The organism is Methylobacterium sp. E-005 (assembly GCF_022829725.1).
GTDB lineage: Bacteria > Pseudomonadota > Alphaproteobacteria > Rhizobiales > Beijerinckiaceae > Methylobacterium.
This window is the reverse complement of the sequence record NZ_JAKSYG010000065.1, coordinates 15909-40480: the sequence shown is the minus strand read 5'-3', so window position 1 is coordinate 40480 and position 24572 is coordinate 15909. Positions and strand designations below refer to the sequence as shown.

The following is a 24572-nucleotide window of genomic DNA, read 5'->3' as shown; positions in this document are numbered from 1 at the left end:
GTCTCAGGCCGTCCGGCCGGCAAGATCGCCGCCGAGCCGGAGTTGCGTCTCTGCCCGCGCGTCCTCCCGCACCAGCGGCCCCAGGGCGAGGAGGGCCGCGAACAGGAGGGCGATCTCGATGTGGTAGACGATCAGGTAGCCGATGGCGGGCTCGTTCATGCCCTCACCGAGCACGCCCGACTGAGCGATGGCGCCGCCGACGTCGCGCACGAGGCCGCTCACCGCGATCGACAGGCCGGCGGCGGTGGCCTGCACGGCGCCCCAGGCGCCGAGCGCCAGCCCGGTATCCTCGGGGCCGGCGCGGTTCATCGAGGCGGTGAGCGTGCCGTGGGCGAACAACCCGCCGCCGAGCCCGATCAGGCTGACGCCCGCGGCGAACAGGTCGGCGGAGGCGAGCGGGGCGGCGAAGACCACCGCCGAGAAGGCGAGGATGCCGATCGCGACGCCGACCGCCGACACCCGGAACGGGTCGCCGCCGCGGTTGAGCCAGCGCGCGGCGATCAGCAGGCCGAGCCCGCCGCCGGCGGCGAGCAGCGCGGTCAGCGCCGTGGTTGCCCCCACGGAGAGGTGCAGGATCTGGCCGCCATAGGGTTCGAGCAGGATGTCCTGCATGGAGAAGCCGGCCGTGCCAAGCCCGATCGCCACGAGGCGGCGCCGGGCGGTGCCCTCCCCGGCATAGGCCCGCCAGGAGGCGCGGAAGTCGCGGGCCGGCGCCTCCCGGGTGCGGTTGGGGTCGCGCGGCTCCTGCTTCCACAGGGCGAAGCCGTTGAGGATGATGGTGACGAGCGCCGCGCCCTGGATCACCTGGATCAGCCGCACGGGCGAGAAATGCGCGAGGAACAGGCCGAACAGCACCGCGCTCGCCATCATGCCGAACAGCAGGGCCGCGCAGAGCAAAGCCACCACCTTCGGGCGGGCATGGGCGGGGGCGAGGTCGGTGGCCAGCGCCAGCCCCACGGTCTGGGTGGTGTGGAGTCCTGCGCCGACCAGCAGGAAGGCGAGCGCCGCCGCGAGGTCGCCGACCCAGAGCGGCCCGGTCGTGTCGCCCGACAGGATCAGCAGGGCGAAGGGCATGATCGCCAGCCCGCCGAACTGGAGCAGCGTGCCGAACCAGATATAGGGCACCCGCCGCCAGCCCAGGACCGAGCGGTGCGTGTCCGAGCGGAAACCGACCAGCGCGCGCAGGGGGGCGAAGACCAGCGGCAGCGCCAGCATCATCGCGACGATCCAGGCCGGGACGCCGAGTTCGACGATCATCACCCGGTTCAGGGTACCGATCAGCAGCACCGCGGCCATGCCGACGGTGACCTGGAACAGGGCGAGGCGGAGCAGGCGGCCAAGGGGCAGCTCGACGGTGGCGGCATCCGCGAAGGGCAGGATCGCCGGGCCGAGGCGCATCAGGGCGCGGGTGAGTTTTTGGGATGCGGTCATGATCGCACCCCGGTCGCCACTGCATCCCCTCCCCCCTCTGCGGGGGAGGGTGGGCCGGCCGTCAGGCCGGGTCGGGAGAGGGGAAACCGGCTTCCGGAAAGGTCGCTTCGCGAGCCGAAACCCGCATCGTCGCGCTGCCCCTCTCCCCCCCTGCTGCGCAGGGTACCCTCCCCCGCAGAGGGGGGAGGGAGGGTGCGCGTGAGCGCGATGGCGTTCGACAGGTAGAAGCCGCTGTTGATCCGGTGGCTCTGCGCCCAGGCGAAGCCGTCGAGGGCCTTTTCCGAAGAAATCCGCCGCCGCAGCCCGCGCTCCGTCACCGGCACGATGGCCGGCGAGCGGTCGCCCCGCGGGAAGAACTTGCCGGCGGCGTGCATCACGGTGAGCAACGCCGTGCGCGGCGCCACGGTGAACAGCACCGACCCGTCCGTCCGCGCACCCAAAGCCGCCAGCGCCCGGGCGATGTCGGCGGCGCGGTAGTGGATCAGCGAATCCATCGCCACCACGTGGTCGAACCGCCCGAGCCCGGGATCGAGCATGTCGCCCACGCGAAACTCGATGCGCCCCGCGCCCGGGATCGCCGGCAGCCGCTCCTGGGCCAGCCCGATCAGCGCCGGCGAGACGTCGATCGCCACCACGTCCGCACCCCGCCGTGCCGCCTCGACGCTGAGCGCCCCGGTGCCGCAGCCGGCATCGAGGAGGCGTAAGCCCGTCATGTCGGCCGGGAGCCAGGAGAGCAGCGTCGCCCGCATGGCGTCGCGCCCGGCCCGCACCGTGGCGCGGATCCGGCTCACCGGGGCGTCCGAGGTCAGGCGCGACCACGCCTCGACCGCGGTGCGGTCGAAATAGGTGGTGAGTTCGCCCCGGCGGGTGTCGTAGCTGGCGCTGGCCATCAATCGAATCCCAGAAACTCGAACAGGTCGCGGTCCTTCATGGGGATGGCCTCGCAGGGCTCGCCCCCGGCCCAGAGCGTCTCGGCGAGCCGCATGTACTCGGCGGTCACGGCGTCGAGCTCCGGTGAGGAGTCCATCTCGAACAGGGTCGACTTCTTGAGCCGCGAGCGGCGGACCACGTCGAGATCGGGGAAGTGCGCGAGCCGCTTCAGCCCGACCGCGTCGTTGAACCGGTCGATCTCGTCGGTCTTGGCCGAGCGGTTGGCGATGACGCCGCCGAGCCGCACGCCGTAGTTCTTGGACTTGGCGTGGATCGCCGCGACGATCCGGTTCATCGCGAAGATCGAGTCGAAGTCGTTGGCGGTGACGATCAGCGCCCGGTCGGCGTGCTGGAGCGGGGAGGCGAAGCCACCGCAGACCACATCGCCCAGCACGTCGAACACGACGACGTCGGTATCCTCCAGGAGGTGGTGCTCCTTGAGGAGCTTCACGGTCTGGCCAACCACGTAGCCGCCGCAGCCGGTGCCGGCGGGCGGGCCGCCGGCCTCGACGCACATCACGCCGTTGTAGCCCTCGACCACGAAATCCTCGACGCGCAGCTCCTCCGAGTGGAAGTTCACCGCCTCAAGGGCGTCGATCACCGTGGGGGCGAGGCGCTTGGTCAGCGTGAAGGTCGAGTCGTGCTTCGGATCGCAGCCGATCTGCAGCACCCGCTTGCCGAGCTTCGAGAAGGCCACCGACAGGTTCGACGAGGTGGTCGACTTGCCGATCCCGCCCTTGCCGTAGACCGCGAAGACCTTGGCGGTCTCGATCTTCAGATCGGGATCGAGGGCGACCTGAAGACTCCCCTCCTCCTTCCGGGCGACGACCGGATTGCGGATGGCGATGTTCATGCGGCGACTCCTGCGGTGACGCCTTCGAGACGGTCTTCCAGTTCCTCCTCGGCCCGGTCGAGGGCGTCGCGCATCGCTGCGTCGGGGGTCCAGAAGCCGCGGCGGTGCGCCTCGATCAGCCGTTGAGCGACCTTGGCGGAGGCGGTGGGGTTCAGGGACGCCATGCGCTCGCGCATGGCGGGGTCGAGGACGTAGGTCTCGGTGATCCGCTCGTAGATCCAGGGCTGGACCGCGTTGGCGGTGGCCGACCAGCCGACCGTGTTGGTGAGATGCGTCTCGATCTGGCGGACGCCCTCGTAGCCGTGGCCGAGCAGGCCCTCGTACCATTTCGGGTTGAGCATCCGGGTGCGCGTCTCCAGCGCCACCTGCTCCTCCAGGGAGCGGACGCGCCCCTCCCCGCGGGTCTGGTCGCTGATGTAGATCGGCACCGACTCGCCCTTGGCCCGGGCGACCGCCCGGCCCATGCCGCCGAGCCCGTCGAAGTAGTGGTCGACCGAGGTGACGCCGACCTCGACCGAGTCGAGGTTCTGGTAGGCCATGTCGACGGAGGCGAGCACCGCCTGCATCAGGGCGCGCTGCGGCGCCGGGCGGCCGGTGCGGCCGTAGGCAAAGCTTTTGCGGCGCGAGAAGGTCTCGCAGAGTTCCGCGTCGTCGTCCCAGTTGCCCGAATCGACCAAGTGATTGACGTTGGCCCCGTAGGCGCCCTCGGCGTTGGAGAAGACCCGGAGGGCGGCCGTCTCCAGATCGCAGCCCTGCTCGGCCTGGATCGCCAGGGCATGCTTGCGGACGTAGTTCTGCTCCAGGGGTTCGTCGGCGGTGGCGGCCAGGAAGGATGCCTCCGCAAGAAGTTTCGTCTGCAGCGGCAGCAGATCCCGAAAGATGCCCGAGAGGGTCACGACCGCGTCGATCCGCGGGCGGCCGAGGGTTTCCAGCGGGATCAGCTCGGCGCCGCTCAAGCGGCCGTAGCCGTCGAAGCGGGGCGCGGCGCCGATCAGCGCAAGCGCCTGGGCGATCGGGCCGCCCTCGCTTTTGAGATTGTCGGTGCCCCACAGGATCAGGGCGACGCTCTCCGGGCAGGGCTTTCCGTCCGCGGCGAAGCGTTCGAGGATGCGGGCGACCTGCCGGGCGCCGTCGGCCACCGCGAAGGCCGAAGGCAGGCGGTAGGGGTCGAAGCCGTGGAGGTTGCGGCCGGTCGGCAGCACGGCCGGGTTGCGCAAGAGGTCGCCGCCCGCCACCGGCGGCACGAAGCGGCCGTCGAGCGCCCGCAGCAGGGCGGGAACCTCGTGGTCGTGGGACAGGAGCCGGTCGGTCTCGGCCAGGCTCGTAAACGCTGCGCGCGCCGTGTCGTCGGCCGGCACGCCTGAGGCCTTCAGCGCCGCCTCGATTCCCTGCCCGGCGACCAGGGCCTCGATCCCGGCCCGCTCGGGCCGCACGCCGTGCGCCGATTCGGCGAGCGCCAGGAGCAGATCGACCCGCTCCTCCTCCGGCGTCCCCTGCCCGACCACGTGCAGGCCGTGCGGGATCAGGGTCTGCTCCAGCTCCTGCAGGGCGGTCCAGAGCCCGGAGACATGGGCGCCGAGGTCGCCGCCCCAGGCCGGCGCGGCCGCCACGAGATCGACCGCCGCGCCCTGGTCCTGGATCAGGCGGGCCAGCGTCTCGCGCTCGCCCCCCGCCTCGGGGCCGAGGCCGCGCCAGCGCTCGATCGAGCTCTTGAGGTCGAGCAGCCCGCGATAGAGACCGGCCGCCGCGAGGCTCGGGGTCAGGTAGCTCACGAGCGTCGCGGCCGAGCGGCGCTTGGCGAGCGTCCCCTCGGACGGGTTGTTGGCCGCGTAGAGGTAGACGTTCGGCAGCGCCCCGATCAGCCGCTCCGGCCAGCAGGCCTCGGACAGGCCGGTCTGTTTGCCGGGCATGAACTCAAGCGCCCCGTGGGTGCCGAAGTGCAGCACGGCGTCGGCGGCAAAATCCTCGCGCAGGTAGCGGTAGAAGGCCGAGAACGCGTGGGTCGGCGCGAAGCCGCGCTCGAACAGCAGTCGCATCGGATCGCCCTCGTAGCCGAAGGCCGGCTGGACCCCGACGAAGACGTTGCCGAACTGCGCGCCCAGCACGAAGAGTTCGGGGCCGTTGGTCTGATGGCGGCCCGGCGCCGGGCCCCACTGGGCCTCGATCTCGGCGAGGTAAGGCTCGCGGCGCAGGTGGTCCTCGGCCGGAATGCGGGCGTGGACGTTGGCCTGGGTGCCGTAGCGCTTCGCATTGCCGTCGAGGATCTTGTCGCGCAGGGCGTCGACGCTCTCCGGCACGTCGACCGTGTAGCCGTCTGCCGCGAGGCCCTTCAGGGTGTTGAGCAGCGAGGCGTAGACCGACAGGAACGCCGCCGTGCCGGTGGCGCCGGCATTGGGCGGGAAGTTGAACAGCACCACGGCGAGCTTCCGCTCAGCCCGCGCGGTCCGGCGGAGCGACACCAGCCGCGCGACCCGCTCGGCGAGGCGGGCGGCCCGCTCGGGATGGACCCGCATGTCCCGGGCGTTGTCGCTGCCCGAGGCCGAGGAGCGGCCGCCGAACACCATCGGGGCCGTGGCGCCGTCGAGTTCGGGGATCGCGACCATCATGGTCGCCTCGACCGGCGACAGGCCGCGGTCGCCCGCCTCCCACTGCTCGAGGGTCTGGAATTCCAGCGCCTGGGCGGCGAGGTAGGGCACGTCGAGCCGGGCCAGCATCGCCTCGGCGGCAGCGGCGTCGTTGTAGGCGGGGCCGCCGACCAGCGAGAAGCCGGTGAGCGAGACCAGCGCGTCGATCGCTGCGCGCCCGTCCTTCATGAAGAAGGCTTCCACCGCCGGGCGGTTGTCGAGGCCGCTGGCGAAGGCCGGCACCACGTCGAGGCCCTGCGCCTCCAGGGCGGCGATCACGCCGTCGTAATGGGCGGTGTTGCCGGCGAGCACGTAGCTGCGCATCACCAGCAGCCCGACACGGCCTCTCGCGTTCGCGAGGCGGGGCAGCCGCGACGGGTCGGCACCGATCCGGCCGGGCAGGCGGGGGTGGTAGAGGCCGGTCTCGGGGTAATCGAGGGGCGCCGGCGCCGCCGGCCCGTCGCGCCAGGCGGCGCGCTCGCCGGCCGCGTAGCGGTGCACGAGAAAGCGCACCAGCGCGGCGACGTTCTCGTCGGAGCCCGCGAGCCAGTATTGCAGCGTGAGGAAATAGGCGCGCACGTCCTGGGCCGAGCCCGGGATGAAGCGCAGGATTTTCGGCAGCTTGCGCACCAGGGCCATCTGGCGCCCGGCATTGCCCTGCTGGCCGGGCTTGCCGCGCAGCTTCTTGAGGAAGTCGAGGGCGCTGCGCTTGGTGCCGCTCATGTCGAAGCGGCCGAGCTTCGTGGTCTTCACCACCTCGCCGGCCGAGAGGCAGCCGACCATCGCGTCGCAGGCCTCGCGCCGGGCCGCCAGCGCCGGCAGGATCGCCCGGACATGCTCGTCCATGAACAGCATGGCCGAGAGCACGATGTCGGCCTGCGCGATGTCGGCCCGGCAGGCTTCGAGGGTGGCGGGATCGTTCTCCCACTCGGCGGCCGCGTGGAAGCCCAGCGCCAGTTCGGGCATCTCGGTCCGGAGACGCAGGCGTGCCCGCTCCACCGCGCTCGCCAAGTGATTGTCGAGCGTGACGATGACGACGCGAATCGTGGGCCTAGCGGCCGTAATGCGCTTTGGCATCGTAGAGGGTCTCGAGGGTGATGAGCGGCAGGTGCCGCTCCCGGGCGAAGGTCTCGGTGTTGGTGCGCGCCTTGCCCCGCACGAAGAACGGGATTTTTTTCAATTCCTTCTCGGCCTCGGGTGACCAAGCCGCCCGGTCCAAAAGAATCGGAACGGGCGCCGGCGTCGGAGGGGGGTCGGCCGGCGCCCGTTCCGCGGCCTCGAGCGCCCCGTCCGCCGGAGTCCCGTGGGACTTGCCGCCGAGATGCGAGGGGCCGACGCCGTCGTGGAATTCGGGATCCTCCCGGAACATGCCGAGGAGGTGTTCTTCGAGGCCCATCATCAGCGGATGGACCAGGGTGTCGAACAGGACGTTGGCACCCTCGAAGCCCATCTGCGGGGCGTAGCGGGCGGGGAAATCCTGGACGTGGACCGGGGCCGAGATCACCGCGCAGGGGATGCCGAGCCGCTTGGCGACGTGGCGCTCCATCTGGGTGCCGAGCACCAGTTCCGGCGCCGCCGCGCGGATCGCCGCCTCGACGACGAGGTAATCGTCGGTGATCAGCGCCTCGATGCCGTGCAGGGCGGCCTCCGCGCGGACCTCGCGGGCGAATTCACGGCCGTAGGTGCCGAGCCCCACCACGGTGAAGCCGAGTTCCTTCGCCGCCACCCGGGCGATGCCGATCGCGTGGGTGGCGTCGCCGAACACGAAGACGCGCTTGGCCGTGAGATAGGTCGAATCGACCGAGCGGGAGTACCAGGGCAGCCGCGAGCCCGGCCCGTCGAGCAAAGGCGCCGGATCGATCCCGGCGAGGCCCGCCACCTCCTCGACGAACCGGCGGGTGCCGCCGACGCCGATCGGGATGGTTTGCGTGAACGGCTGGCCGAAATTCTTCTTGAGATACTCCGCGGCCGACCGGGCGGTCTCGGGATAGAGCACGACGTTGAAGTCGGCCTCCCGAAGCCGGCCGAGATCGGCGGGCGTGGCGCCCAGCGGCGCCACGACATTCACCGCGATGCCGAGGGTGTCGAGCAGCCGGCGGATCTCGATCAGGTCGTCCCGGTGGCGGAAGCCCAGGGCCGTCGGCCCGAGGATGTTGCAGAGCGGGCGTTGCCCGGGCTCACGCGCGGGGCGCGGCGCCGGCGGCCCGGCGAGCGCGCGGACCAGCCGGTAGAAGGTTTCCGACGCGCCCCAGTTCTCCTTCTTCTGGTAGGCGGGCAACTCCAGGGGGATCACGGGGATCGGCAGGTCGAGCGCCTTGGCGAGGCCGCCCGGATCGTCCTGGATCAGCTCGGCGGTGCAGGAGGCGCCGACGATCATCGCCTGGGGCTGGAACCGCGCGTGGGCGGCCGAGACCGCCTGCTTGAACAGCTCGGCGGTGTCGCGGCCGAGATCCTGGGCGCGGAAGGTCGTGTAGGTCACGGGTGGGCGGGCGTCCCGCCGCTCGATCATCGTGAACAGCAGGTCGGCATAGGTGTCGCCCTGCGGCGCGTGCAGCACGTAGTGCAGCCCGGACATCGCCGTGGCGACGCGCATCGCGCCGATATGCGGGGGGCCCTCGTAGGTCCAAAGGGTGAGCTGCATGGCGCTACACCTCCAGCAGGGCGCGGCGCCGGAGCGGGCGCACGAACAGCTCGGCGAGGTCGCCGGCCTGCTCGTAGCCCTGCACGGGCGTGAACAGCAGCTCGATCGACCACTTGGTCGACAGGCCCTCGGCCTCCAGCGGGTTGGCGAGGCCGAGGCCGCAGACCGTCAGGTCCGGCCGGGCGGCCCGGCAGCGGTCCATCTGGTCGTCGAGGCTCTGGCCTTCCGTGACCCGCGTGCCTGCAGGAAGAAGCTCGATCTCGGCGGCGAGGTGTCCCCGGTGCAGGTAGGGCGTCCCGACCTCCACCAGCTCAGCGCCGAGTTCCCGGGCGAGGAAGCGGGCGAGCGGCACCTCAAGCTGCGAATCGGGGAAGAAGAACACGCGCTTGCCGCCGAGTTTTTCCCGGTGGGGCGCCAGCGCGGTCTCGGCGCGGGCGCGGCCCGGGGCGGTTGCGGTCTCGAAGGCTTCGTCCGAGACGCCGAACGCCTCGGCGGCCGCCCGCAGCCAGCCGGTCGTGCCCTCGGCGCCGAGGGGGAACGGGGCGGCGAGCCGGCGGGCGCCGCGCTCCTCGAGGGCGCGGGCGGTGTCGGTCAGGAACGGCTGGGCCAGGAGATACCGCGTGTTGCGGCCGATGGCCGGCATCGCGCCGGCCCGGCGGGCGGGCAGGAACCGGACATCCGCGATGCCCATCGCGGCAAAAATCCGAAACAACTGGTCTTCGACCACGTCGGCCAGCGCCCCGACGATCAGGAGCGACGGCGCGGCGGCCTCCGCCTCGTGGGGCAGGTCCGGCACCAGGGCCGCGAGACAGGCATCCTCGCCCTGGGTGAAGGTCGTTTCGATGCCGGAGCCCGAATAGTTCAGCACCCGGACCGGATTCAGGCGGCTCGACAGGCGCTGCGCCGCCCGGGACAGGTCGAGCTTGATCACCTCGGACGGGCAGGAGCCCACCAGGAACAGCAGCTTGATGTCGGGCCGGCGCTCGATCAGCCGGGTCACCACCCGGTCGAGCTCCTCGTTGGCGTCGGCGAGGCCGGCGAGGTCGCGCTCGTCGATGATCGCGGTGGCGAAGCGCGGCTCGGCGAAGATCATCACCCCGGCCGCCGACTGGATCAGGTGCGCGCAGGTGCGCGAGCCGACCACGAGGAAGAACGCGTCCTGGATCTTCCGGTGCAGCCAGACGATGCCGGTGAGCCCGCAGAACACGGCCCGCTGGCCCTGCTCCTGATGCAGGTCGATCCCGCCGCAGGCGGCGGCCGAGCGCGGCAGCGGCGCGTTCATGACAGCGCCTCCGCGAGGCGCAGAGCCGGACCGGAGCCCTGAAGGCGGGCGGCCCGCAGCTTCAGCACGAACTGGCCGGCATTGACCACGTAGGTCGTGTAGGCGGCGAGCGCGAGGATGAGGAGTGCTTCGCCCCCGAGGGCGCCGGTGGCCAGCGCGGCGAGATAGGCGGTGTGGAGCGCCAGTACCAGCATGCTGACCACGTCCTCCCAGAAGAAGGCCGGGGCGAACAGGAAGCGGCCGAACACCGCCTTCTCCCAGATCGAGCCGGTGATCATGATCGCGTAAAGCGCCAGTGTCTTCACCACGACCGAGATCTCAGCGGCGGCCAGACCCTCGCCGGTCGACAGGGTGCGCAGCACCAGGACCAGGCTCACCAGGAAGATCGCGAATTGCAGCGGGGCCAGCACGCCCTGAACCAGGGTCCAGGGCGACGCGTCGCGCCGACGCCGTTCGGCCTGCGTGTAGAGCGGTCGTGCCGGCCGGTCCTCGGGACCCATGCATCCGCCCCCCTGATCTCGGCGGTGCCCGGGGCCCCGTCGTTGGCAGAGGCTAGGGCGCTGAGCCTCAAAGTGTCAAGTGCGCTTGACGCTTTGAGGCTCTGACACTGACCTGTGATGTTTTTCTTGGTCTTGGATGATTGCCAAGATCGTCAAGAAGCGTATCGTCAGGCTCGACCACAGACGGCCGGTGACAGGCCGGTGACTTGGCATATTGAGTGCCGAGGCAGTCAAAGCCGAAGAATAGACGGGCGAGTAATCCCGCACCCGAAGGTGTGAGCGGAGCTGTCGGTTCCTCGAACCGGAGCCGTTTCAGGGAGGGTGCCGATGGGACACTGGAGGCATTTCGGCGAGCACTTGGAACTGGCTGCGGGCGGGTGCGGCGCCGTGAGCGATGTCGCCCCGGCCTTCCGCGACCAGCCCTCGGCCTTCCGCGACCAGCCTCCGGCATGGTCCGAGCCGGTGCGCCCGCTGCCCGACACCCTCGCCCGCGTGATCGAGGCCGAGATCCTGCCCCGGCTGATGCTGGCCCACCGCCCGGGCGCCGGGCGCCGGGACCAAGTCGACCGGGCGGTGACGCCGCAGGAGATCGCTGCCTTCAGCACACTCCTCCTGGCGCCTGGGCCGGTGGATCTCGATGCCGAGATCGCAGCGTTGCGGGACGGTGGCCTGCCCCTGGCCCGGCTGCTCCTCGATCTGCTCGCCCCGGCGGCCCGGCATCTCGGGGGCCTGTGGGAGGAGGATGCCTGCGATTTCCTGGCCGTGACCGAGGGGCTCGGGCGGCTGCAGGCGATCAGTCGGCACCTCTGTCTGGAACTGGAGAGCGAATCGGCCCCGATCGGCGGGCGCAGCGTGCTGCTCCTGCCCTGCCCCGGCGAGACGCACCGATTCGGCCTCTCGATCGTCGCGAGCTTCTTCCGGGAGGCCGGCTGGGACGTGACCACGGTGGTCCCGGCGCCCGGCCTCGATCCCCTCGCCCTGCTGGCGACCGACTGGTTCGAGGTGGTCGGCCTGTCGCTCTCCGCCGACGTCCTGCTGCCGGTCCTGACGGAGACGGTGGCGGAGGTGCGGCGCGCCTCCCGCAATCCGGGAATCCGCGTGCTGGTGGGAGGACCTTATTTCGCGCGCCACGGCGGCGAAGCTGGCTTCGTGGGGGCGGACGCCTGTGCCCTCGATGCATGCCTCGCACCTGCCGCCGCGGAAGCTTTGCTGGACAGACGGGCATTGGCCTGTTGAAAGGGTTGTGATCCACCCCATCACATCACGGTGATCGTGTCGCTTCAGCCGCACCCCATCCCCCCGGGACCACCCGCGGTGCTGGACCAGGTGGCCGGCCACCTCGATGGCGAGGCGGTCGGGCGCATCGTCGCGGCGTCCGCCGATCTCTCCCTCGTGATCGATGCGGACGGCGTGATCCGCGACGCCTCGATCGGGACCGACCTCGAGGCGGAGAACATCCCCGGCTGGCTGGGCCGGCGCTGGGTCGACACCGTGACGGTCGAGAGCCGGCCCAAGGTCGACGCCCTGCTGCGCGACGCCCGGCCGGAGGGCATCACCCGCTGGCGCCAGATCAACCACCCCTCCCCCAGCGGCATCGATCTGCCGATCCGTTACGCCTCGATCCGCCCGGCCAAGGGGGGCCCGATCCTTGTGCTCGGGCGCGATATGCGGGCGGTGGCGGGCCTCCAGCGCCGCCTGATGGAGACCCAGCAGGCGCTGGAGCGGGATTACGAGCGCCTGCGCGCGGTCGAGACCCGCTACCGGCTCCTGTTCCAGATCTCCGGCGAGCCGGTGCTGGTGGTCGATGCCGGGACACGGCGGGTGGCGGAGGCGAACCCGGCCGCCGCGCGGCTGCTCGGCCGCCCCGCCAAGCGGGTCGCCGGCCAGGACGTGGTCGAACTCTTCGATGCCGGCAGCACGCGGGCCCTGGAGGCGCAGTTCGCCGCCCTGCGGGCGACCGGGCAGGCCGGGGAGATCCGGGCCGCCCTGCCGCAGGGGCGCGGCGAGGTCTGCGTCTCGGTCTCGCTGTTCCGGGGCGAGGGCGGCGCCAGCGCGTTAATGCGACTCGTGGCCGACACGGCGCCCGCCGAGGCCGGGCCCGGCCAGGACGTCCCGACCCAGACGGTGATCGAGGCGATGCCCGAGGGGTTCGTGGTCACCGATCCGAGCCGGCGGATCCTGACCGCCAACGCCGCCTTCCTGGAACTGGCCCAACTCGCCACCGAAGGGCAGGTCCGCGGGCGGACCGTGGATCACTGGCTCGGCCGCGACGAGACCGAGGCGCAGGCCCTGTTCGCGACGCTCGCCGATCACGGCGCGGTGCGGCGCTTCGCGACGGTCATCCGCGGCGCCTATGGCGGCGTGGAGGATGTGGAGGTCGCGGCCGTCTCGGTGGCGGGCGCCCGCCCCTGCCTGGGCTTCGCGATCCGCCCGGCCCCGCGCCGGATCCCGGAGGGCCGATTCGGCGGCGGGCGCGAGGTGCCGCGCTCGGTTGAGCAGATGGCCGAACTGGTCGGCCGGGTCTCGATGAAGACGCTGGTCCGCGAAACGACCGACCTGATCGAGAAATTGTGTATCGAGGCAGCCCTGCGGATCACCCGGGACAACCGGGCCTCGGCCGCCGAGATGCTGGGCCTCAGCCGGCAGGGCCTCTACGCCAAGATGCGCCGCTACGGCGTCGGCGATCTGGACGGGCCGATCGAGGCGGAGTGATCGCGGGGCGGTCCCGCGCGCGTACGGGCTGGCCGGTTCGCCGATCCGGGCTTCGGGATCACCATCCAGTCGACAGGACTGGCGGTCCAGACCTCCCGTGCGCCGTCCCTCCCCCCCTCTGCGGGGGGGGAGGGAGACGCGCGGATCCCGCCGCTCGTTCCGCGCCGCCGGCCCGCGGTAAGGCGCTCTCCGACTGCGCCAAAACCCCCCCCGGCACACAAGATTTCGTGTTCATCTGCATTTTGTATTCTCAATCTCTGGATGTATTCGCCCGACAAACCGATCGGACATTCGGTTGCCCCGGTGTAAATCTAGCTTGACACTCCGGCGGGGCCCGGTAGCCTCTCCCGCATGGCCGCCACGCCCGCCCCGAGCGCAGTCATCGAGCTGCTGAAGCCGATCACGTGGTTCGCGCCGATGTGGGCGTTCGCCTGCGGCGTGATCTCGTCGGGTCAGCCGGCGCACGGCCAGTGGCCGGTGATCGCCGCCGGGGTGCTGCTGGCCGGACCCCTGGTCTGCGCCACCAGCCAGGCCGCCAACGACTGGTTCGACCGGCACGTCGACGCCATCAACGAGCCGAACCGGCCGATTCCCTCCGGGCGCATCCCCGGCCGCTGGGGCCTCTATCTTGCCTTCGCCTGGACGGCGCTGTCGCTGGCCGTCGCCGCGGCGCTCGGACCCTGGATCCTCGGGGCCGCCCTGTTCGGGCTGGTGCTGGCCTGGATCTACTCGGCGCCGCCGGTGCGGCTGAAGCGGAACGGCTGGTGGGGCAATGCCGCGGTGGCGCTGTGCTACGAGGGGCTGCCCTGGTTCACCGGCGCCGCCGTGATGGCTGCGGCCCTGCCCGACCGGCGGGTCCTCGCCGTCGCCCTGCTGTACGCGGCTGGCGCCCACGGCATCATGACGCTCAACGACTTCAAGTCGGTGGAGGGGGACCGGCGGATGGGGCTTCTGTCCCTGCCGGTGCAGATGGGGTCGCAACGCGCCGCGCGCTTCGCCTGCCTCGTGATGGCCCTGCCGCAGGTGGCGGTGATCGGCCTGCTCGCCGGCTGGGGGCGGTACTGGCACGCCGGGATCGTGGCGGCGCTGCTCGCCGGGCAGGTCGCCCTGATGATCCGGTTCCTGGAGAATCCGCGGGAGCGGGCCGCGTGGTACAACGGTACCGGCACCACCCTCTACGTCCTCGGCATGCTGGTCGCCGCCTTCGCGCTGCGGCCGCTGGTGGGAGGGGCGTGATGGCGTCCGATCCGGAAAGCGGCCTGTCCTGGCCCCAGATCGTCCGCCTCGGCCTCGTCCAGACGGCGCTCGGCAGCGTCGTCGTGCTGATGACCGCCACCCTCAACCGCGTGATGGTGGTGGAGCTGGCCCTGCCCGCCTTCGTGCCCGGCCTGCTGGTCGCCCTGCACTACGCCGTTCAGGTGCTGCGCCCGCGCTGGGGCTACGGCTCCGACCGGAGTGGCCGGCGCACCGCCTGGATCCTCGGTGGCATGGCGGCTCTCTGCCTCGGCGGCTTCGGGGCGGCCTGCGGCACGGCGCTCGCCGGCACGCACCTCGCCCTCGGGCTGGTGCTCGCCGCCCTGTCCTTCCTCTGTGTCGGGATGGGCGTCGGCGCCGCCGGGACCTCGCTCCTCGTTCTGCTGGCCGGCGGCGTCGCCCCGGCCCGGCGGGGGGCGGCCGCCACCGTCGTCTGGGTGATGATGATCGTCGGCTTCGCCGTCACGGCGCCGCTCGCCGGCCATTTCCTCGATCCGTTCTCCGGGATGCGGCTCGTCGCGGTGTCCGGCACGGTCTCGCTGATCGCCTTCTGCGTCGCCGCCCTGGCGGTCGCCGGTGTGGAGCGCCGCCTGCCGACCCGCGCGCCCGAGCCCGCCGCGGCGCGGCGACCGTTCGTCACCGTGCTGCGCCATGTCCTGGCCGATCCGGTGGCCCGGACCTTCACGATCTTCGTCTTCGTCTCGATGCTGGCCTACAGCGCCCAGGAGCTGATCCTTGAGCCCTATGCCGGCCTCGTCTTCGCGATGAGCCCGGGCGCCACGACCAAGCTCGCCGGGCTCCAGCACGGCGGGGTCCTGGCCGGCATGCTGCTGGTGGCGGCGGTGACGCTCGCGGCCCGCGGCACCCCCCTCGCCTCTCTGCGGCTGTGGATCGGGATCGGCTGCGCCGGCTCGGCGGCGGCCCTCTTCACCCTGGCGAGCGGCGCGGCAGCGGGGTCGGACTTTCCCCTGCGTGCGACGGTCTTCGCCCTCGGGCTGGCCAACGGCGCCTACGCGGTCGCGGCGATCGGCTCGATGATGGCGCTCGCCGGTCGGGGCGACGCCCGCGAGCGCGGCACCCGCATGGGCGTCTGGGGCGCCGCGCAGGGCATCGCCTTCGGGGCCGGCGGCTTCCTCGGGGCGGTCGCGGTGGACGGGGTGCGGCTCGTGACGGCCGAGCCGGTCCAGGCCTACGCGGCGGTGTTTGCCGCGGAAGGCGTGCTGTTCCTCGTCGCGGTCGCCCTGGCGGCGCGACTCGAATCCGCTCCGGCACCGGCATCGGTGCCGCTCGATCCTGCCTTCAGCGCGAGGTGACGCCATGGCCCGGTTGGATGATGGGCACAACGACGAGCGGACCTACGACGTCGTCGTGGTCGGCGGCGGCCCCGCCGGCGCGACGGCGGCGACCGACCTCGCCCGGGCCGGCCACGCGGTGCTGCTCCTCGACAAGCCCGGCCGGATCAAGCCCTGCGGCGGCGCGATCCCGCCCCGGCTGATCCGCGATTTCGCCATCCCTGATTCGCTGCTCGTCGCGAAGATCCGGTCCGCCCGGATGGTGGCGCCGAGCGGCAAGGCCGTCGACATGCCGGTGGGCGAGGGCTTCGTCGGCATGGTCGACCGCGAGCGGTTCGATCCCTGGCTGCGCACCCGCGCGGAACAGGCCGGGGCCGAGCTGCGCGAGGCCGCCTTCGAAACGATCACCCGTCCGGATGACGGACCGGCCCGCGTCCATTTCAGCACCGGCGCGGGCGAGGCCCTCGCCCGCCACGCCGTCCGGGCGCGCCTCGTCATCGGGGCCGACGGCGCCTGCTCGCCGGTCGGCCGGGCCGAGGTGCCGGGTCACGCCAAGATGCGGCAGGTCTTCGCCTATCACGAGATCCTGCGGGTGCCGCAGGCTGGCGCCCCCGGGGCCGAGTCGGTCGAGGCGACGCGCTGCGACGTCTACTACCAGGGCCGCCATTCGCCGGATTTCTACAGCTGGATCTTCCCGCACGGGGACACGCTGAGCATCGGCACCGGCAGCGCAAAGAAGGGTTTTTCCCTGCGCTCCTCGATCCGGGCCCTGCGCACGGCGACCGGGCTCGATCATGCCGAGACCGTCCGGCGCGAGGGCGCCCCCCTGCCGCTCAAGCCCCTGAAGCGCTGGGACAATGGCCGCGACGTGCTGCTGGCGGGCGATGCCGCGGGCGTCGTCGCGCCCGCCTCCGGCGAGGGGATCTACTACGCGATGCTGGGCGGGCGCCTCTCCGCCGAGGCCGCCACCGTCTTCCTGAAGACCGGCGACGCCAAAGCCCTCGCGCGTGCGCGCAAAAGCTTCAAGAAGCTCCACGGGCGCGTGTTCTGGATCCTCGGGATGATGCAGTGGGTCTGGTACCGCAGCGACGGGTTGCGCGAGCGCTTCGTCTCGATCTGCCGGGACAAGGATGTGCAGCAGCTCACCTGGGACAGCTACATGAACAAGGAGCTGGTCCGGGCGAAGCCCGCCGCCCACGCGCGGATCTTCTTCAAGGACCTCGCCCACCTGTTCCGCTGGGTCTCGCCATGACGCTCCTCGGCGCCGGCTGGGGACCGCCCGCGGTGGCGGCCATCGTGGCCCTGCTGGTGGCGTTGGCCGGCGGTCTCGCGACCCGGACGGATGCGTGGTACCGGCGCCTGCGCGTCCCGGCCTGGAAGCCGCCGGACTGGGCCTTCGGGCCGGTCTGGACCGTCATTTTCCTGCTCACCACCATCGCCGCCGTGATGGTCTGGAATGCCGATCCCGATCCCGCCGCCCGGGGCGTGCTGCTCGCCGCCTATGCGATCAACGGGCTGCTCAACATCGCGTGGAGCGTGCTGTTCTTCCGGTTCCGCCGGCCCGACTGGGCCCTCGCCGAGGTCGCCGCCCTGTGGCTGTCCATCGCCGTGCTGGTGCTGGTCGCCGGCCGCGTCTCGACCACGGCGGGGCTCCTGAACCTGCCCTACCTCGCCTGGGTCAGCGTCGCCGCCTGCCTGAACCTGCGGATCGTGCGCCTCAACGCGCCCTTCGGAGAGCCGGCGTGATGGAGGGCTGGTTCGCGTCCTGGTTCGCCTCCGGCCGGATCATCGACGCGATCCTGCTGCTCGTCGCCGTCGAGGCGCTCGTCCTGGCCTGGATCGGCCGCCGGAGGGGGCTGTCGCTGCCGTCCCTGATGGCCAATCTCGCCTCCGGGGCCGCGCTGATGCTGGCCCTGCGGGCGGCCCTGGTCGGGGCGAGCTGGATCGCGGTCGCCGGGTGGATGCTCGCTGGACTGGTCGCCCATCTGGCCGATCTGAACCTCCGGTTCCGGGCGGCCACGGCACAACGCCGCACGCCCGCTCAAACCGGAACAACGTCGCAAACGGCCGCGTTCACGCGCGTCACCCGCTTGAAACAACTCTAAAGTCCGCCCGGGAGAGGATGCCATGAAGCGCACGAACGCCCTCCCCTCGGGATGGGCCTCCGCCCCGATTCTGGCGGCCATGGTTTTGGCCAGCCCGGCCTGGTCGCAGGACGGGTCCTCCGATCCGATCGAGCGCGGCAAGTACCTCGTCACGATGGGGGATTGCGCGGCCTGCCACACGGCGCCCGGCGGAAAATATCTCGCCGGCAACTACGCGCTGGCCATGCCCTTCGGCGTGATCATGACGCCCAACCTCACCCCCGACAAGGAGACCGGGCTGGGCAACTGGAGCTACGACGACTTCGATAAGGCGTTCCGCCACGGCTACAGCAAGAATGTCGGCTACCTCTATCCGGCCTTCCCGTTCGGCTGGTTCACCAAGGTCACCGACGACGACACCAAGGCGATCTGGGCCTATCTCCAGTCGGTCCCGGCGGTGAACGAGAAGCGCCAGGAGAGCCAGATCCCGTTCCCGTTCAGCGTCCGCACGGCGCTGGTGACGTGGCGGACGGCCTTCTTCACCGAGGAGCGCTTCAAGCCCGATCCGAACGCCAGCGCCGAGGTGAACCGCGGCGCCTATCTCGTGGAGGGGCTCGGCCACTGCGCGATGTGCCACAACGAGAACAAGCTCGTCGGCAATTCGAGCTTCGCGGGCCGGTTCGGCGGCGGCGTGATCGACGGCTGGTACGCCCCCAACATCACCCCCGACGGCCACCAGGGCATCGGCGCCTGGACCGACGAGCAGGTGGTGACCTACCTCAAGACCGGCACCGCCCCGGGCGACCGGCCGGGCGTCGCCGCCGGTCCGATGCGCCAGACCATCATGGAATCCCTCTCCAAGGTGAAGGAGGAGGATCTGAAGGCGATGGTCGCCTATCTGCGCACGGTCCCCGCCAAGCAGACCTACAAGCCGAAGGACCTCGCGGTCTTCGACACCGCCAACGCCCCCGGTGCCTCCACCTACCTGACCTACTGCTCCTCCTGCCACCAGCCCGACGGCAAGGGCATCGAGGGGGCGGTGCCGAACCTGGCGGGGAATACTTCGGTCATGTCGGACGGGCCCGAGACGGTGCTGCGGGTGATCTATGGCGGGCTCGCGGCCCAGAGCGGCCTCGCCCCGATGGTGGCGATCGGCCAGCAGATGACCGATGTCGAGGTGAAGAACGTCACCGACTACATCCGCAATTCCTGGGGCAACAAGGCTCCGGTCGTGACCGGCGAGAAGGCCTCGGAGGCGCGCGCCGCCACGCGGACGATGCTGGCCGGCACGGCGCCCTGCGCCGAGATCGAGCAGGACAAGCTGAAGGCCGCCTTCGACCAGCTCGGCGTGCAGGACACCCTCAAGGGCCTGAAGCAGCAGGATTTCGTGCCGACGCTGGTCCGGCTGGTCCCGCAGATCAAGGGCGCCTCGACCGGGGCCAACGACGACGATGTGGTCAACGCCCTGACGACGGCCTTCTGCAAGGTCGGCCGCGACGACCCGCAATACGGCAAGCCGAGCTGGCCCGCGGTGATCGGCACCTTCGCCAATGTCGCCTACAGCCAGGTGAAGAACCCGGAGAAACAGGCGGCGAACGTGCCTGCGGCCATCACGCCGCCGGCCAGCAAGCCGTGAGCCCGGAGGCGGCGCGGATCAGGCCTGCGGCTTGGCTAGGCCTGCCGCAGGCTTGACGCGACCGGGGGGGCAGCGTCTCGACGTCTCGGCTGGTCTCGATCAGCCGTCCGCCATGACCGAGGTCGGTCTGAACGCGGAAACTTTCGTCCTCGTCGAGCCAGAACAATCAAACTGTCCCCGGCCGTCTTTCCGGCGGCCGACCAGTTCGGGCATTCCACTGCGCCCATCGTCACGTGGCTTCGCGTGACCGGCTTGATCCGCCCGCGGAGATAGGTGATCGCCTTCGCGCTGGACGCAGCGTCGATCGCGATCATGTGCCGGGCGGCGCGCTCGCCCGGGGAACGTTCCGGACGCGATCCGCTAAAGCTGAGGCAGGCCTCTTTGCCGTCGTGTCGATGGACGGGGACGCAGACGCCCTGGCGCAATCCGGACACGCGCGTCGTCCATCACGATGCAGCCATCGGCCCGACCCGCCGGCGCCCCATGCCGGAAGACACGAGCGATGACGCTCTTCAGGCGTCTCAGGACCGGATCGCTGTGAATAAAGCCCTTGGCTTGAGAGCGCTGCATCCCCGTGCGAGGCCAACCTGAGATCGAAGTGCTGTCCCGAAGGACCTGTTTTGGCGATCTTGGTAGATTTCTCAGTACAAATGCGTCGTCACAGAACGTCCTTGTGTGAAAATATAGGTTGCTCCGTGTCTCGGTCGGGAATTTTAATGATCTGATTTCATCCAAGATATCGCGCGTAATTTGACTAATGCTCGTCATTGGCGCATCATTTGGGTTATGGAGTCGATGAGATCTCCAGAGTGATGCCTTCATGCAAATCTTCAGCGACCGGAAAAGTTTCGGAAAAATTCCTTCAAGTTAAGCAAGAATTCTTCGCAGGAGAATTTACTTGTACACGAATGGATTGACTTTAAGTTTGCTGGAGAGAATCGCGGCGGCAAACGGAACTGATATCGATGCCTTCCTGAGGCCCCGTCGAAGACCGGGCCGGGACGCCGGATCGCCGCGTTGCGGCGTGTACGAGAGTGTGGCGATGCTGCTCCGTATCGTCCGTGCCTATCGCGCCTTACCGGGTATCGAGAGCCGACGTCACGCGCTCTGGATGATGGAAGCGATGGCGGCGCGCGCCAAGGACATGCCCGGCAAGGCCCTGTGATCCGGGCGGCCGGCAGGGTTGCCGGTCGGTACTCCGCGTGCATCGTTCGGCGCGGGCGGCGCCGGGATCGGAGGGCGCCTACCCGGAGGCTCTCCGGGAACGGACAATGCCGCGCTTCGTTTGAGCGTGACGCCCTCAGGATTTCAGCCCCGGAGTGTCCGTGTCCAGCCTGATCCGCATCCTGCTCGCCATCTTCATCCCGCCGATCGCGGTCCTCGTCACCAACGGCTTCGGGCTGCAGTTCCTGCTCAACATCGTGCTCTGGATCTTCGGCTGGCTTCCGGGGACCGTTCACGCCCTGTGGTTGATGAACCGCGACCGCCCGCTGCTCTGAAGCCGCCTGCGGGCCGAGGCCGGGGTGCCCAGGCCCGGCGGTGGGCGGCGTAGAACGCGTGGGTTCGGCGACCTCGGGTGATTTGCGGTTGAGCCGCTCGTGGACGTAACGCCGTCGCGGCGGACATCACGGATGTCCGGCCCGGGAGCATATGATGCCGACCGAACACATCACGATCCGGACGCACGAGGGGGAATGCCGGGCGCATGTCGTCACACCGGCCGGTGCGGGCCCGTGGCCCGCGGTGATCCTCTACATGGATGCTGGTGGCATCCGGCCGGCGATGATCGACATGGCCGAGCAACTCGCTGCGGCCGGAACTGCCGTCCTGCTGCCGGACCTCTTCTACCGCTACGGTCCCTACGGGCCGTTCGTGCCCAGGGAGGTGTTCAAGGGTGACTTCCGAGCCATTCTTGGCCCGCTGATGGCCACGACGGGGAACGACAAGGCCGCGGCGGACACGGGAGCCTTCCTCGCCTACCTCGACACGCGCGGCGACATTGCGGGAAGCGGGATCGGTGCGGTGGGTTTCTGCATGGGCGGCGGCATGGCGCTGGCCTCGGCTGGGACTTACCCAGATCGGTTCGCGGCGGTCGCGAGCTTTCACGGCGGCAACCTCGCGACCGACGCACCGACGAGCCCGCACCTGTTCGCGCCGAAGCTGAAGGCGGAGGTCTATATCGGTGCCGCGGAGAACGACGGCAGCTACCCGCCCGCGATGGCCGCGCGGTTGGAAGCGGCCCTCACCGAGGCCGGGGTGCAGTTCACCACCGAGACTTATCCCGCCGCGCACGGTTGGATGATGCCTGACTTTCTGGTCTATGACCCAGCCGCGTCCGAGCGGGGCTGGGTGTCGATGCGGGACCTGTTCCACCGAACCCTGCGCGCGGACCCGTAAGACAGGGGGGCGTCACGAGCCCGGGCACGCTCTCGCTCAGGGCTTGGCCTTGTCGACCTCACCTTTCCTGAGGGCCGGCTTGGCCCCCGCCTTGCCGTCGCCGGTCCCATCGGCCTTCGCGGTCTTGACCGCATGCGCCTTGGCGGCCGGCTTCGGCGCCACCTTCTCGGCGGCATGCGCGAGCTTGACGGGCTCCGGCACGACGAGGGCATCGACCGTCGGGGTCGGCGGAGCGGGCTTGGGCGCCCGATCGTCCTTGATGAACAATTGACCGAACAGCTTCTGATAGCTGCTCGGATCTCCGTCCGCGTCGGCCACGGCGATCCGGGCGGGCTTCGCGGGAAGCGCCGCGGTCGTCTCGACCTTGGCGTCGGGCTCGGCCCGGTTGGCCATGAGGGTGGCGACGGCCGGTTTGGCGGGTTCCCTGTCCCTGCCGGAGGGGCGGCCCGCCTTGGCGGCCTTGACCGGAGTCGCCGTCTCTGCGCCGGCCAGCATCACCGGCTGGCCCTTCGGACCCACCTCGATCTCCTGCGGCCCGGCCGCCAGGGTCTCCGGCCGGCTCACGTCGCCGAGATTGTGCCGGCCATACTCCTTGGCATCGTAGGGCAGGACCGTCTCGGTGCCGCCCAGGCTCGCGAAGGCGCTCGTGTTGGCCGGCGGCCGGAAGACCGGGTTCTGGCCACCGTCCTGGTAGACCACCCGCACGGCCGGGGTGCCCTTGGCGACGAGTTCTGCGATCGCACGCGCGTCGCGCGTGGTCTTCTCCGCAACCTCCGGCTCGACCCTCGGCTTGCACGAGCCGGCGGCCGCGTCGGCGCCTCCGAACACGTATTTCGTGCCGCATTGGCCGACCTTCGGCTCCTCGCGCAGGGCCTCGAAATAATCCGAGCCCTCCTTGAGATTCTGCCAGAAGCCGATGTTCGGGTCGTTGCGGAACTTGGCCATGTTCTCGGCCGTCATCCGGAACGGGTAGGACTGGAACTGGAAGCTGCGCTGCCCGCCGATGAACGCCTCGCGGGCGATGGCGTAGATCTCCGCGATGGTCGCGTCGGTCATGGCGAAGCAGCCCGCCGACGAGCAGGTGCCGTGCACCATCAGGTAGCGGCCGGTGCGCCCGTTGGCCCGGTCGACGGCGTTCGGGAAGCCGGTATCGAACGAGAGATAGTACGCGGAATTCGGGTTCATCAGGCCCGGGGTGATCGTATAGAACCCCTCCGGCGCCTGCCGGTCGCCCTCGCGGGTCTTGGGGCCGAGCTGCCCCGACCAGCGGCAGATCGGGTAGGTCTTCAGAAGGGCGTAGCGGCCGTCGCTGCCCTTCTTCCAGACCTCCATCTCCGCCTCCTTCTTGAAGGCGCGGATCAGGATCGGGTCGGATTGCTGCATCCCCTTGGATTGCATCAGCGCGACCGTCTGCGGCGCGACCGGCGCGAGGCTGCGCGCACTCGGCCCGTTGATCCCGGATCCGTCCTGGCAGGCGGCGAGGGAGAGGGCCAGCAGGGAAGCGGCCGCCAGCATCCGCGCAGTCGCGAGACGCGCCGTCATGGGGAACCTCAATCGTCCTACGCGCACCCGCGGGCCTTTTCGGCAACCGTCGCGTGCCACTCCCCAACCCAATAGGCTCGTTAAGCTTGCGCCTTCCTTACCGCAAGGACGCACGTGCAACACTGGACGGCTTCCCCAGGGAATTGCGCCCGGATCAACAGGCCGCGGCGATCCGCCCCCGGGCCCCACGGCGCAGCCCCGGCAGCAGGGCGAGGCCGATCGCCGCCATGGCGGCCCCGGCGAGCGACACGGCCGGGAGTCGGAACCCGGCATCGATCACGCCGCCGCCCACGGCCGCCCCGATGGCGTTGCCGAGGTTGAAGGCGCCGATATTCATCGCGGAGGCGAGGTTGGGCGCCTCGGACGCCTTCTCCATCACCCGCATCTGGAGCGGCGGCACCAGGGCGAAGCTGCCCACGCCCCAAAGGAAGATCAGGATTGCCGCGGGAATCGCCCCGTGCATGCCCGCGGCAAACAGCGCCAGGACGATGGCGAGCCCGGCGAGGGAGCCGATGATCGTGCCGTCGACCGAGCGGTCGGCGAGCCGGCCGCCGAGCCAATTGCCGACGGTGAGACCGATTCCGTAGAGCACCAGCATCGCGGTCACGAAGGGAGTCGCCGCGCCGGTCTCGGTCCGCAGGATCGGCACGATATAGGTGTACACCGTGAACATCGCGCTGGCACCGACGACGGTCAGGGCCAGGGCGGCGAGCACCGGCCCGCGCCCGAGCACGCGCAGCTCCGCCCGAAGGTCGTCGCCCGCCGCGGGCTTGAGCTCCGGCAGGGCGAGACGCAGCGCCAGCATGGCGAGGAGGCCGACGCCCGCGATGCCCCAGAAGGCCGTGCGCCAGCCGAAGAGCTCGCCGAACCACGCGGCGAGCGGCACGCCACCGATCAGCGCGATGGTGAGGCCGGAGAACATGGCGGCCACCGCGGCGGCGCGGCGCTCCGGCGGCACGATCCCGGCCGCCACCACCGAGCCGACCCCGAAGAACGCGCCGTGGTTCAGGGATGTCACGAGTCGGGCGGCGACCAGCATGGCGTAGCTGTCGGCGAGGGCCGCCATCACATTGCCGAGGGTGAAGATCGCCATCAGCCCGACCAAGAGGCGCCGCCGGCCCATACGGGCGGTCGCCAGCGTCATCAGGGGCGCGCCGACCAGAACGCCGAGCGCGTAGGCGCTGACCACGAGGCCCGCTGCGGGGATCGACACGGTGAGGTCGTCCGCGATGACGGGCAGCATCCCCATCGGGGTGAATTCGGTCACCCCGATGCCGAACGCGCCGACCGCCAGGGCCAGCAGGGGTGGGTTGAGCGCCATGTGTATCGCCTCCGGTTGTTCCGGACACGCAGGTGGCCGATTCATGCGATGGACAGTAGCCTCTGGGACGGAT

General features: G+C 70.6%; 21 protein-coding genes. 11 read left to right on the top strand and 10 right to left on the bottom strand.

From position 1 onward, the window contains the following. Nucleotides 1–3 precede the first annotated feature (3 nt). Genes MKK88_RS07145 through bchF form a run of 7 tightly spaced genes read right to left on the bottom strand, consistent with a single transcriptional unit; the run spans nt 4 to nt 10261 of the window. The gene (locus MKK88_RS07145) at nt 4–1431 is read right to left on the bottom strand and encodes a BCD family MFS transporter (protein WP_243998287.1); all 1428 of its coding nucleotides are present in this window, start codon (nt 1429–1431) and stop codon (nt 4–6) included. Then, nucleotides 1428–2321 carry a magnesium protoporphyrin IX methyltransferase gene (bchM, locus tag MKK88_RS07140; protein ID WP_243998285.1) on the bottom strand — a complete coding sequence of 298 codons (894 nt, stop codon included), beginning with the start codon at nt 2319–2321 and terminating at the stop codon, nt 1428–1430. Before bchM ends, MKK88_RS07145 begins: the two co-directional genes overlap by 4 nt. Continuing rightward, entirely contained in the window at nt 2321–3214 is an 894-nt protein-coding gene (gene bchL, locus MKK88_RS07135) for a ferredoxin:protochlorophyllide reductase (ATP-dependent) iron-sulfur ATP-binding protein (RefSeq protein ID WP_020095252.1), read from the bottom strand. Before bchL ends, bchM begins: the two co-directional genes overlap by 1 nt. Continuing rightward, nucleotides 3211–6915 (bottom strand): magnesium chelatase subunit H, encoded by a 3705-nt coding sequence (locus MKK88_RS07130; RefSeq protein WP_243998283.1) that lies wholly within the window; start codon nt 6913–6915, stop codon nt 3211–3213. Before MKK88_RS07130 ends, bchL begins: the two co-directional genes overlap by 4 nt. Further along, nucleotides 6890–8479: a ferredoxin:protochlorophyllide reductase (ATP-dependent) subunit B gene (gene bchB, locus MKK88_RS07125; RefSeq protein ID WP_243998281.1), complete on the bottom strand. Its 1590-nt coding sequence runs from the start codon at nt 8477–8479 to the stop codon at nt 6890–6892. The genes MKK88_RS07130 and bchB overlap by 26 nt, the downstream gene beginning before the upstream one ends. A 4-nt stretch (nt 8480–8483) precedes the next feature. Further along, nucleotides 8484–9761 (bottom strand): ferredoxin:protochlorophyllide reductase (ATP-dependent) subunit N, encoded by a 1278-nt coding sequence (locus MKK88_RS07120; RefSeq protein ID WP_243998279.1) that lies wholly within the window; start codon nt 9759–9761, stop codon nt 8484–8486. Further along, nucleotides 9758–10261 carry a 2-vinyl bacteriochlorophyllide hydratase gene (gene bchF / locus MKK88_RS07115; protein WP_243998278.1) on the bottom strand — a complete coding sequence of 168 codons (504 nt, stop codon included), beginning with the start codon at nt 10259–10261 and terminating at the stop codon, nt 9758–9760. The genes MKK88_RS07120 and bchF overlap by 4 nt, the downstream gene beginning before the upstream one ends. Nucleotides 10262–10588: 327 nt before the next feature. Here bchF and MKK88_RS07110 point away from each other — a divergent pair, with 327 nt between their 5' ends. The 8 genes from MKK88_RS07110 to MKK88_RS07075 all read left to right on the top strand — a co-directional run bounded on the left by MKK88_RS07110 (nt 10589) and on the right by MKK88_RS07075 (nt 19239). Further along, the gene (locus MKK88_RS07110) at nt 10589–11497 is read left to right on the top strand and encodes a B12-binding domain-containing protein (RefSeq protein WP_243998276.1); all 909 of its coding nucleotides are present in this window, start codon (nt 10589–10591) and stop codon (nt 11495–11497) included. A gap of 30 nt (nt 11498–11527) precedes the next feature. Continuing rightward, nucleotides 11528–12973, top strand: a complete 1446-nt coding sequence (gene ppsR / locus MKK88_RS07105) for a transcriptional regulator PpsR (RefSeq protein ID WP_243998274.1) — start codon at nt 11528–11530, stop codon at nt 12971–12973. A gap of 351 nt (nt 12974–13324) precedes the next feature. After that, a complete protein-coding gene (chlG, locus tag MKK88_RS07100) occupies nt 13325–14209 on the top strand; it encodes a chlorophyll synthase ChlG (RefSeq protein ID WP_243998272.1) in 885 nt (294 codons plus the stop codon). Continuing rightward, nucleotides 14209–15540 carry a BCD family MFS transporter gene (locus MKK88_RS07095; RefSeq protein WP_243998271.1) on the top strand — a complete coding sequence of 444 codons (1332 nt, stop codon included), beginning with the start codon at nt 14209–14211 and terminating at the stop codon, nt 15538–15540. The genes chlG and MKK88_RS07095 overlap by 1 nt, the downstream gene beginning before the upstream one ends. A gap of 4 nt (nt 15541–15544) precedes the next feature. Next, nucleotides 15545–16771: a geranylgeranyl diphosphate reductase gene (locus MKK88_RS07090; RefSeq protein ID WP_243998269.1), complete on the top strand. Its 1227-nt coding sequence runs from the start codon at nt 15545–15547 to the stop codon at nt 16769–16771. Continuing rightward, nucleotides 16768–17265, top strand: a complete 498-nt coding sequence (locus MKK88_RS07085; protein WP_243998266.1) for a TspO/MBR family protein — start codon at nt 16768–16770, stop codon at nt 17263–17265. Before MKK88_RS07090 ends, MKK88_RS07085 begins: the two co-directional genes overlap by 4 nt. Then, a complete protein-coding gene (locus MKK88_RS07080; protein ID WP_243998313.1) occupies nt 17265–17624 on the top strand; it encodes a hypothetical protein in 360 nt (119 codons plus the stop codon). The genes MKK88_RS07085 and MKK88_RS07080 overlap by 1 nt, the downstream gene beginning before the upstream one ends. A gap of 22 nt (nt 17625–17646) precedes the next feature. Next, nucleotides 17647–19239: a c-type cytochrome gene (locus MKK88_RS07075; protein WP_243998264.1), complete on the top strand. Its 1593-nt coding sequence runs from the start codon at nt 17647–17649 to the stop codon at nt 19237–19239. A 35-nt stretch (nt 19240–19274) separates the two neighbouring features. Here the strand turns inward: MKK88_RS07075 and MKK88_RS34235 are convergent, their stop codons facing one another. Beyond that, nucleotides 19275–19673 (bottom strand): autoinducer binding domain-containing protein, encoded by a 399-nt coding sequence (locus MKK88_RS34235; protein ID WP_409566626.1) that lies wholly within the window; start codon nt 19671–19673, stop codon nt 19275–19277. A gap of 608 nt (nt 19674–20281) precedes the next feature. On the opposite strand from MKK88_RS34235, the gene MKK88_RS33760 reads away from it, so the two are divergent. The 3 genes from MKK88_RS33760 (at nt 20282) to MKK88_RS07065 (ending at nt 21636) form a co-directional block, all read left to right on the top strand. After that, nucleotides 20282–20404, top strand: a complete 123-nt coding sequence (locus MKK88_RS33760) for a hypothetical protein (RefSeq protein ID WP_279602124.1) — start codon at nt 20282–20284, stop codon at nt 20402–20404. A gap of 160 nt (nt 20405–20564) precedes the next feature. Further along, entirely contained in the window at nt 20565–20738 is a 174-nt protein-coding gene (locus tag MKK88_RS07070; RefSeq protein WP_243998262.1) for a YqaE/Pmp3 family membrane protein, read from the top strand. 154 nt (nt 20739–20892) lie between these two features. Then, nucleotides 20893–21636 carry a dienelactone hydrolase family protein gene (locus MKK88_RS07065; RefSeq protein WP_243998260.1) on the top strand — a complete coding sequence of 248 codons (744 nt, stop codon included), beginning with the start codon at nt 20893–20895 and terminating at the stop codon, nt 21634–21636. A 36-nt stretch (nt 21637–21672) separates the two neighbouring features. Here MKK88_RS07065 and MKK88_RS07060 read toward each other — a convergent pair whose 3' ends face one another. Both MKK88_RS07060 and MKK88_RS07055 read right to left on the bottom strand, forming a co-directional pair. Beyond that, nucleotides 21673–23178, bottom strand: a complete 1506-nt coding sequence (locus tag MKK88_RS07060) for a murein L,D-transpeptidase family protein (RefSeq protein WP_243998258.1) — start codon at nt 23176–23178, stop codon at nt 21673–21675. Nucleotides 23179–23332: 154 nt separating this feature from the next. Next, nucleotides 23333–24499, bottom strand: a complete 1167-nt coding sequence (locus MKK88_RS07055; RefSeq protein WP_243998256.1) for an MFS transporter — start codon at nt 24497–24499, stop codon at nt 23333–23335. Nucleotides 24500–24572 lie beyond the last annotated feature (73 nt).

Coding starts and splice junctions, on each gene's coding strand:
- MKK88_RS07145 (WP_243998287.1), bottom strand. CDS start 1,431: ATGACCGCATCCCAAAAACTCACCCGCGCCCTGATGCGCCTCGGCCCG.
- bchM (WP_243998285.1), bottom strand. CDS start 2,321: ATGGCCAGCGCCAGCTACGACACCCGCCGGGGCGAACTCACCACCTAT.
- bchL (WP_020095252.1), bottom strand. CDS start 3,214: ATGAACATCGCCATCCGCAATCCGGTCGTCGCCCGGAAGGAGGAGGGG.
- MKK88_RS07130 (WP_243998283.1), bottom strand. CDS start 6,915: ATGCCAAAGCGCATTACGGCCGCTAGGCCCACGATTCGCGTCGTCATC.
- bchB (WP_243998281.1), bottom strand. CDS start 8,479: ATGCAGCTCACCCTTTGGACCTACGAGGGCCCCCCGCATATCGGCGCG.
- MKK88_RS07120 (WP_243998279.1), bottom strand. CDS start 9,761: ATGAACGCGCCGCTGCCGCGCTCGGCCGCCGCCTGCGGCGGGATCGAC.
- bchF (WP_243998278.1), bottom strand. CDS start 10,261: ATGGGTCCCGAGGACCGGCCGGCACGACCGCTCTACACGCAGGCCGAA.
- MKK88_RS07110 (WP_243998276.1), top strand. CDS start 10,589: ATGGGACACTGGAGGCATTTCGGCGAGCACTTGGAACTGGCTGCGGGC.
- chlG (WP_243998272.1), top strand. CDS start 13,325: ATGGCCGCCACGCCCGCCCCGAGCGCAGTCATCGAGCTGCTGAAGCCG.
- MKK88_RS07095 (WP_243998271.1), top strand. CDS start 14,209: ATGGCGTCCGATCCGGAAAGCGGCCTGTCCTGGCCCCAGATCGTCCGC.
- MKK88_RS07090 (WP_243998269.1), top strand. CDS start 15,545: ATGGCCCGGTTGGATGATGGGCACAACGACGAGCGGACCTACGACGTC.
- MKK88_RS07085 (WP_243998266.1), top strand. CDS start 16,768: ATGACGCTCCTCGGCGCCGGCTGGGGACCGCCCGCGGTGGCGGCCATC.
- MKK88_RS07080 (WP_243998313.1), top strand. CDS start 17,265: ATGGAGGGCTGGTTCGCGTCCTGGTTCGCCTCCGGCCGGATCATCGAC.
- MKK88_RS07075 (WP_243998264.1), top strand. CDS start 17,647: ATGAAGCGCACGAACGCCCTCCCCTCGGGATGGGCCTCCGCCCCGATT.
- MKK88_RS33760 (WP_279602124.1), top strand. CDS start 20,282: ATGCTGCTCCGTATCGTCCGTGCCTATCGCGCCTTACCGGGTATCGAG.
- MKK88_RS07065 (WP_243998260.1), top strand. CDS start 20,893: ATGCCGACCGAACACATCACGATCCGGACGCACGAGGGGGAATGCCGG.
- MKK88_RS07060 (WP_243998258.1), bottom strand. CDS start 23,178: ATGACGGCGCGTCTCGCGACTGCGCGGATGCTGGCGGCCGCTTCCCTG.
- MKK88_RS07055 (WP_243998256.1), bottom strand. CDS start 24,499: ATGGCGCTCAACCCACCCCTGCTGGCCCTGGCGGTCGGCGCGTTCGGC.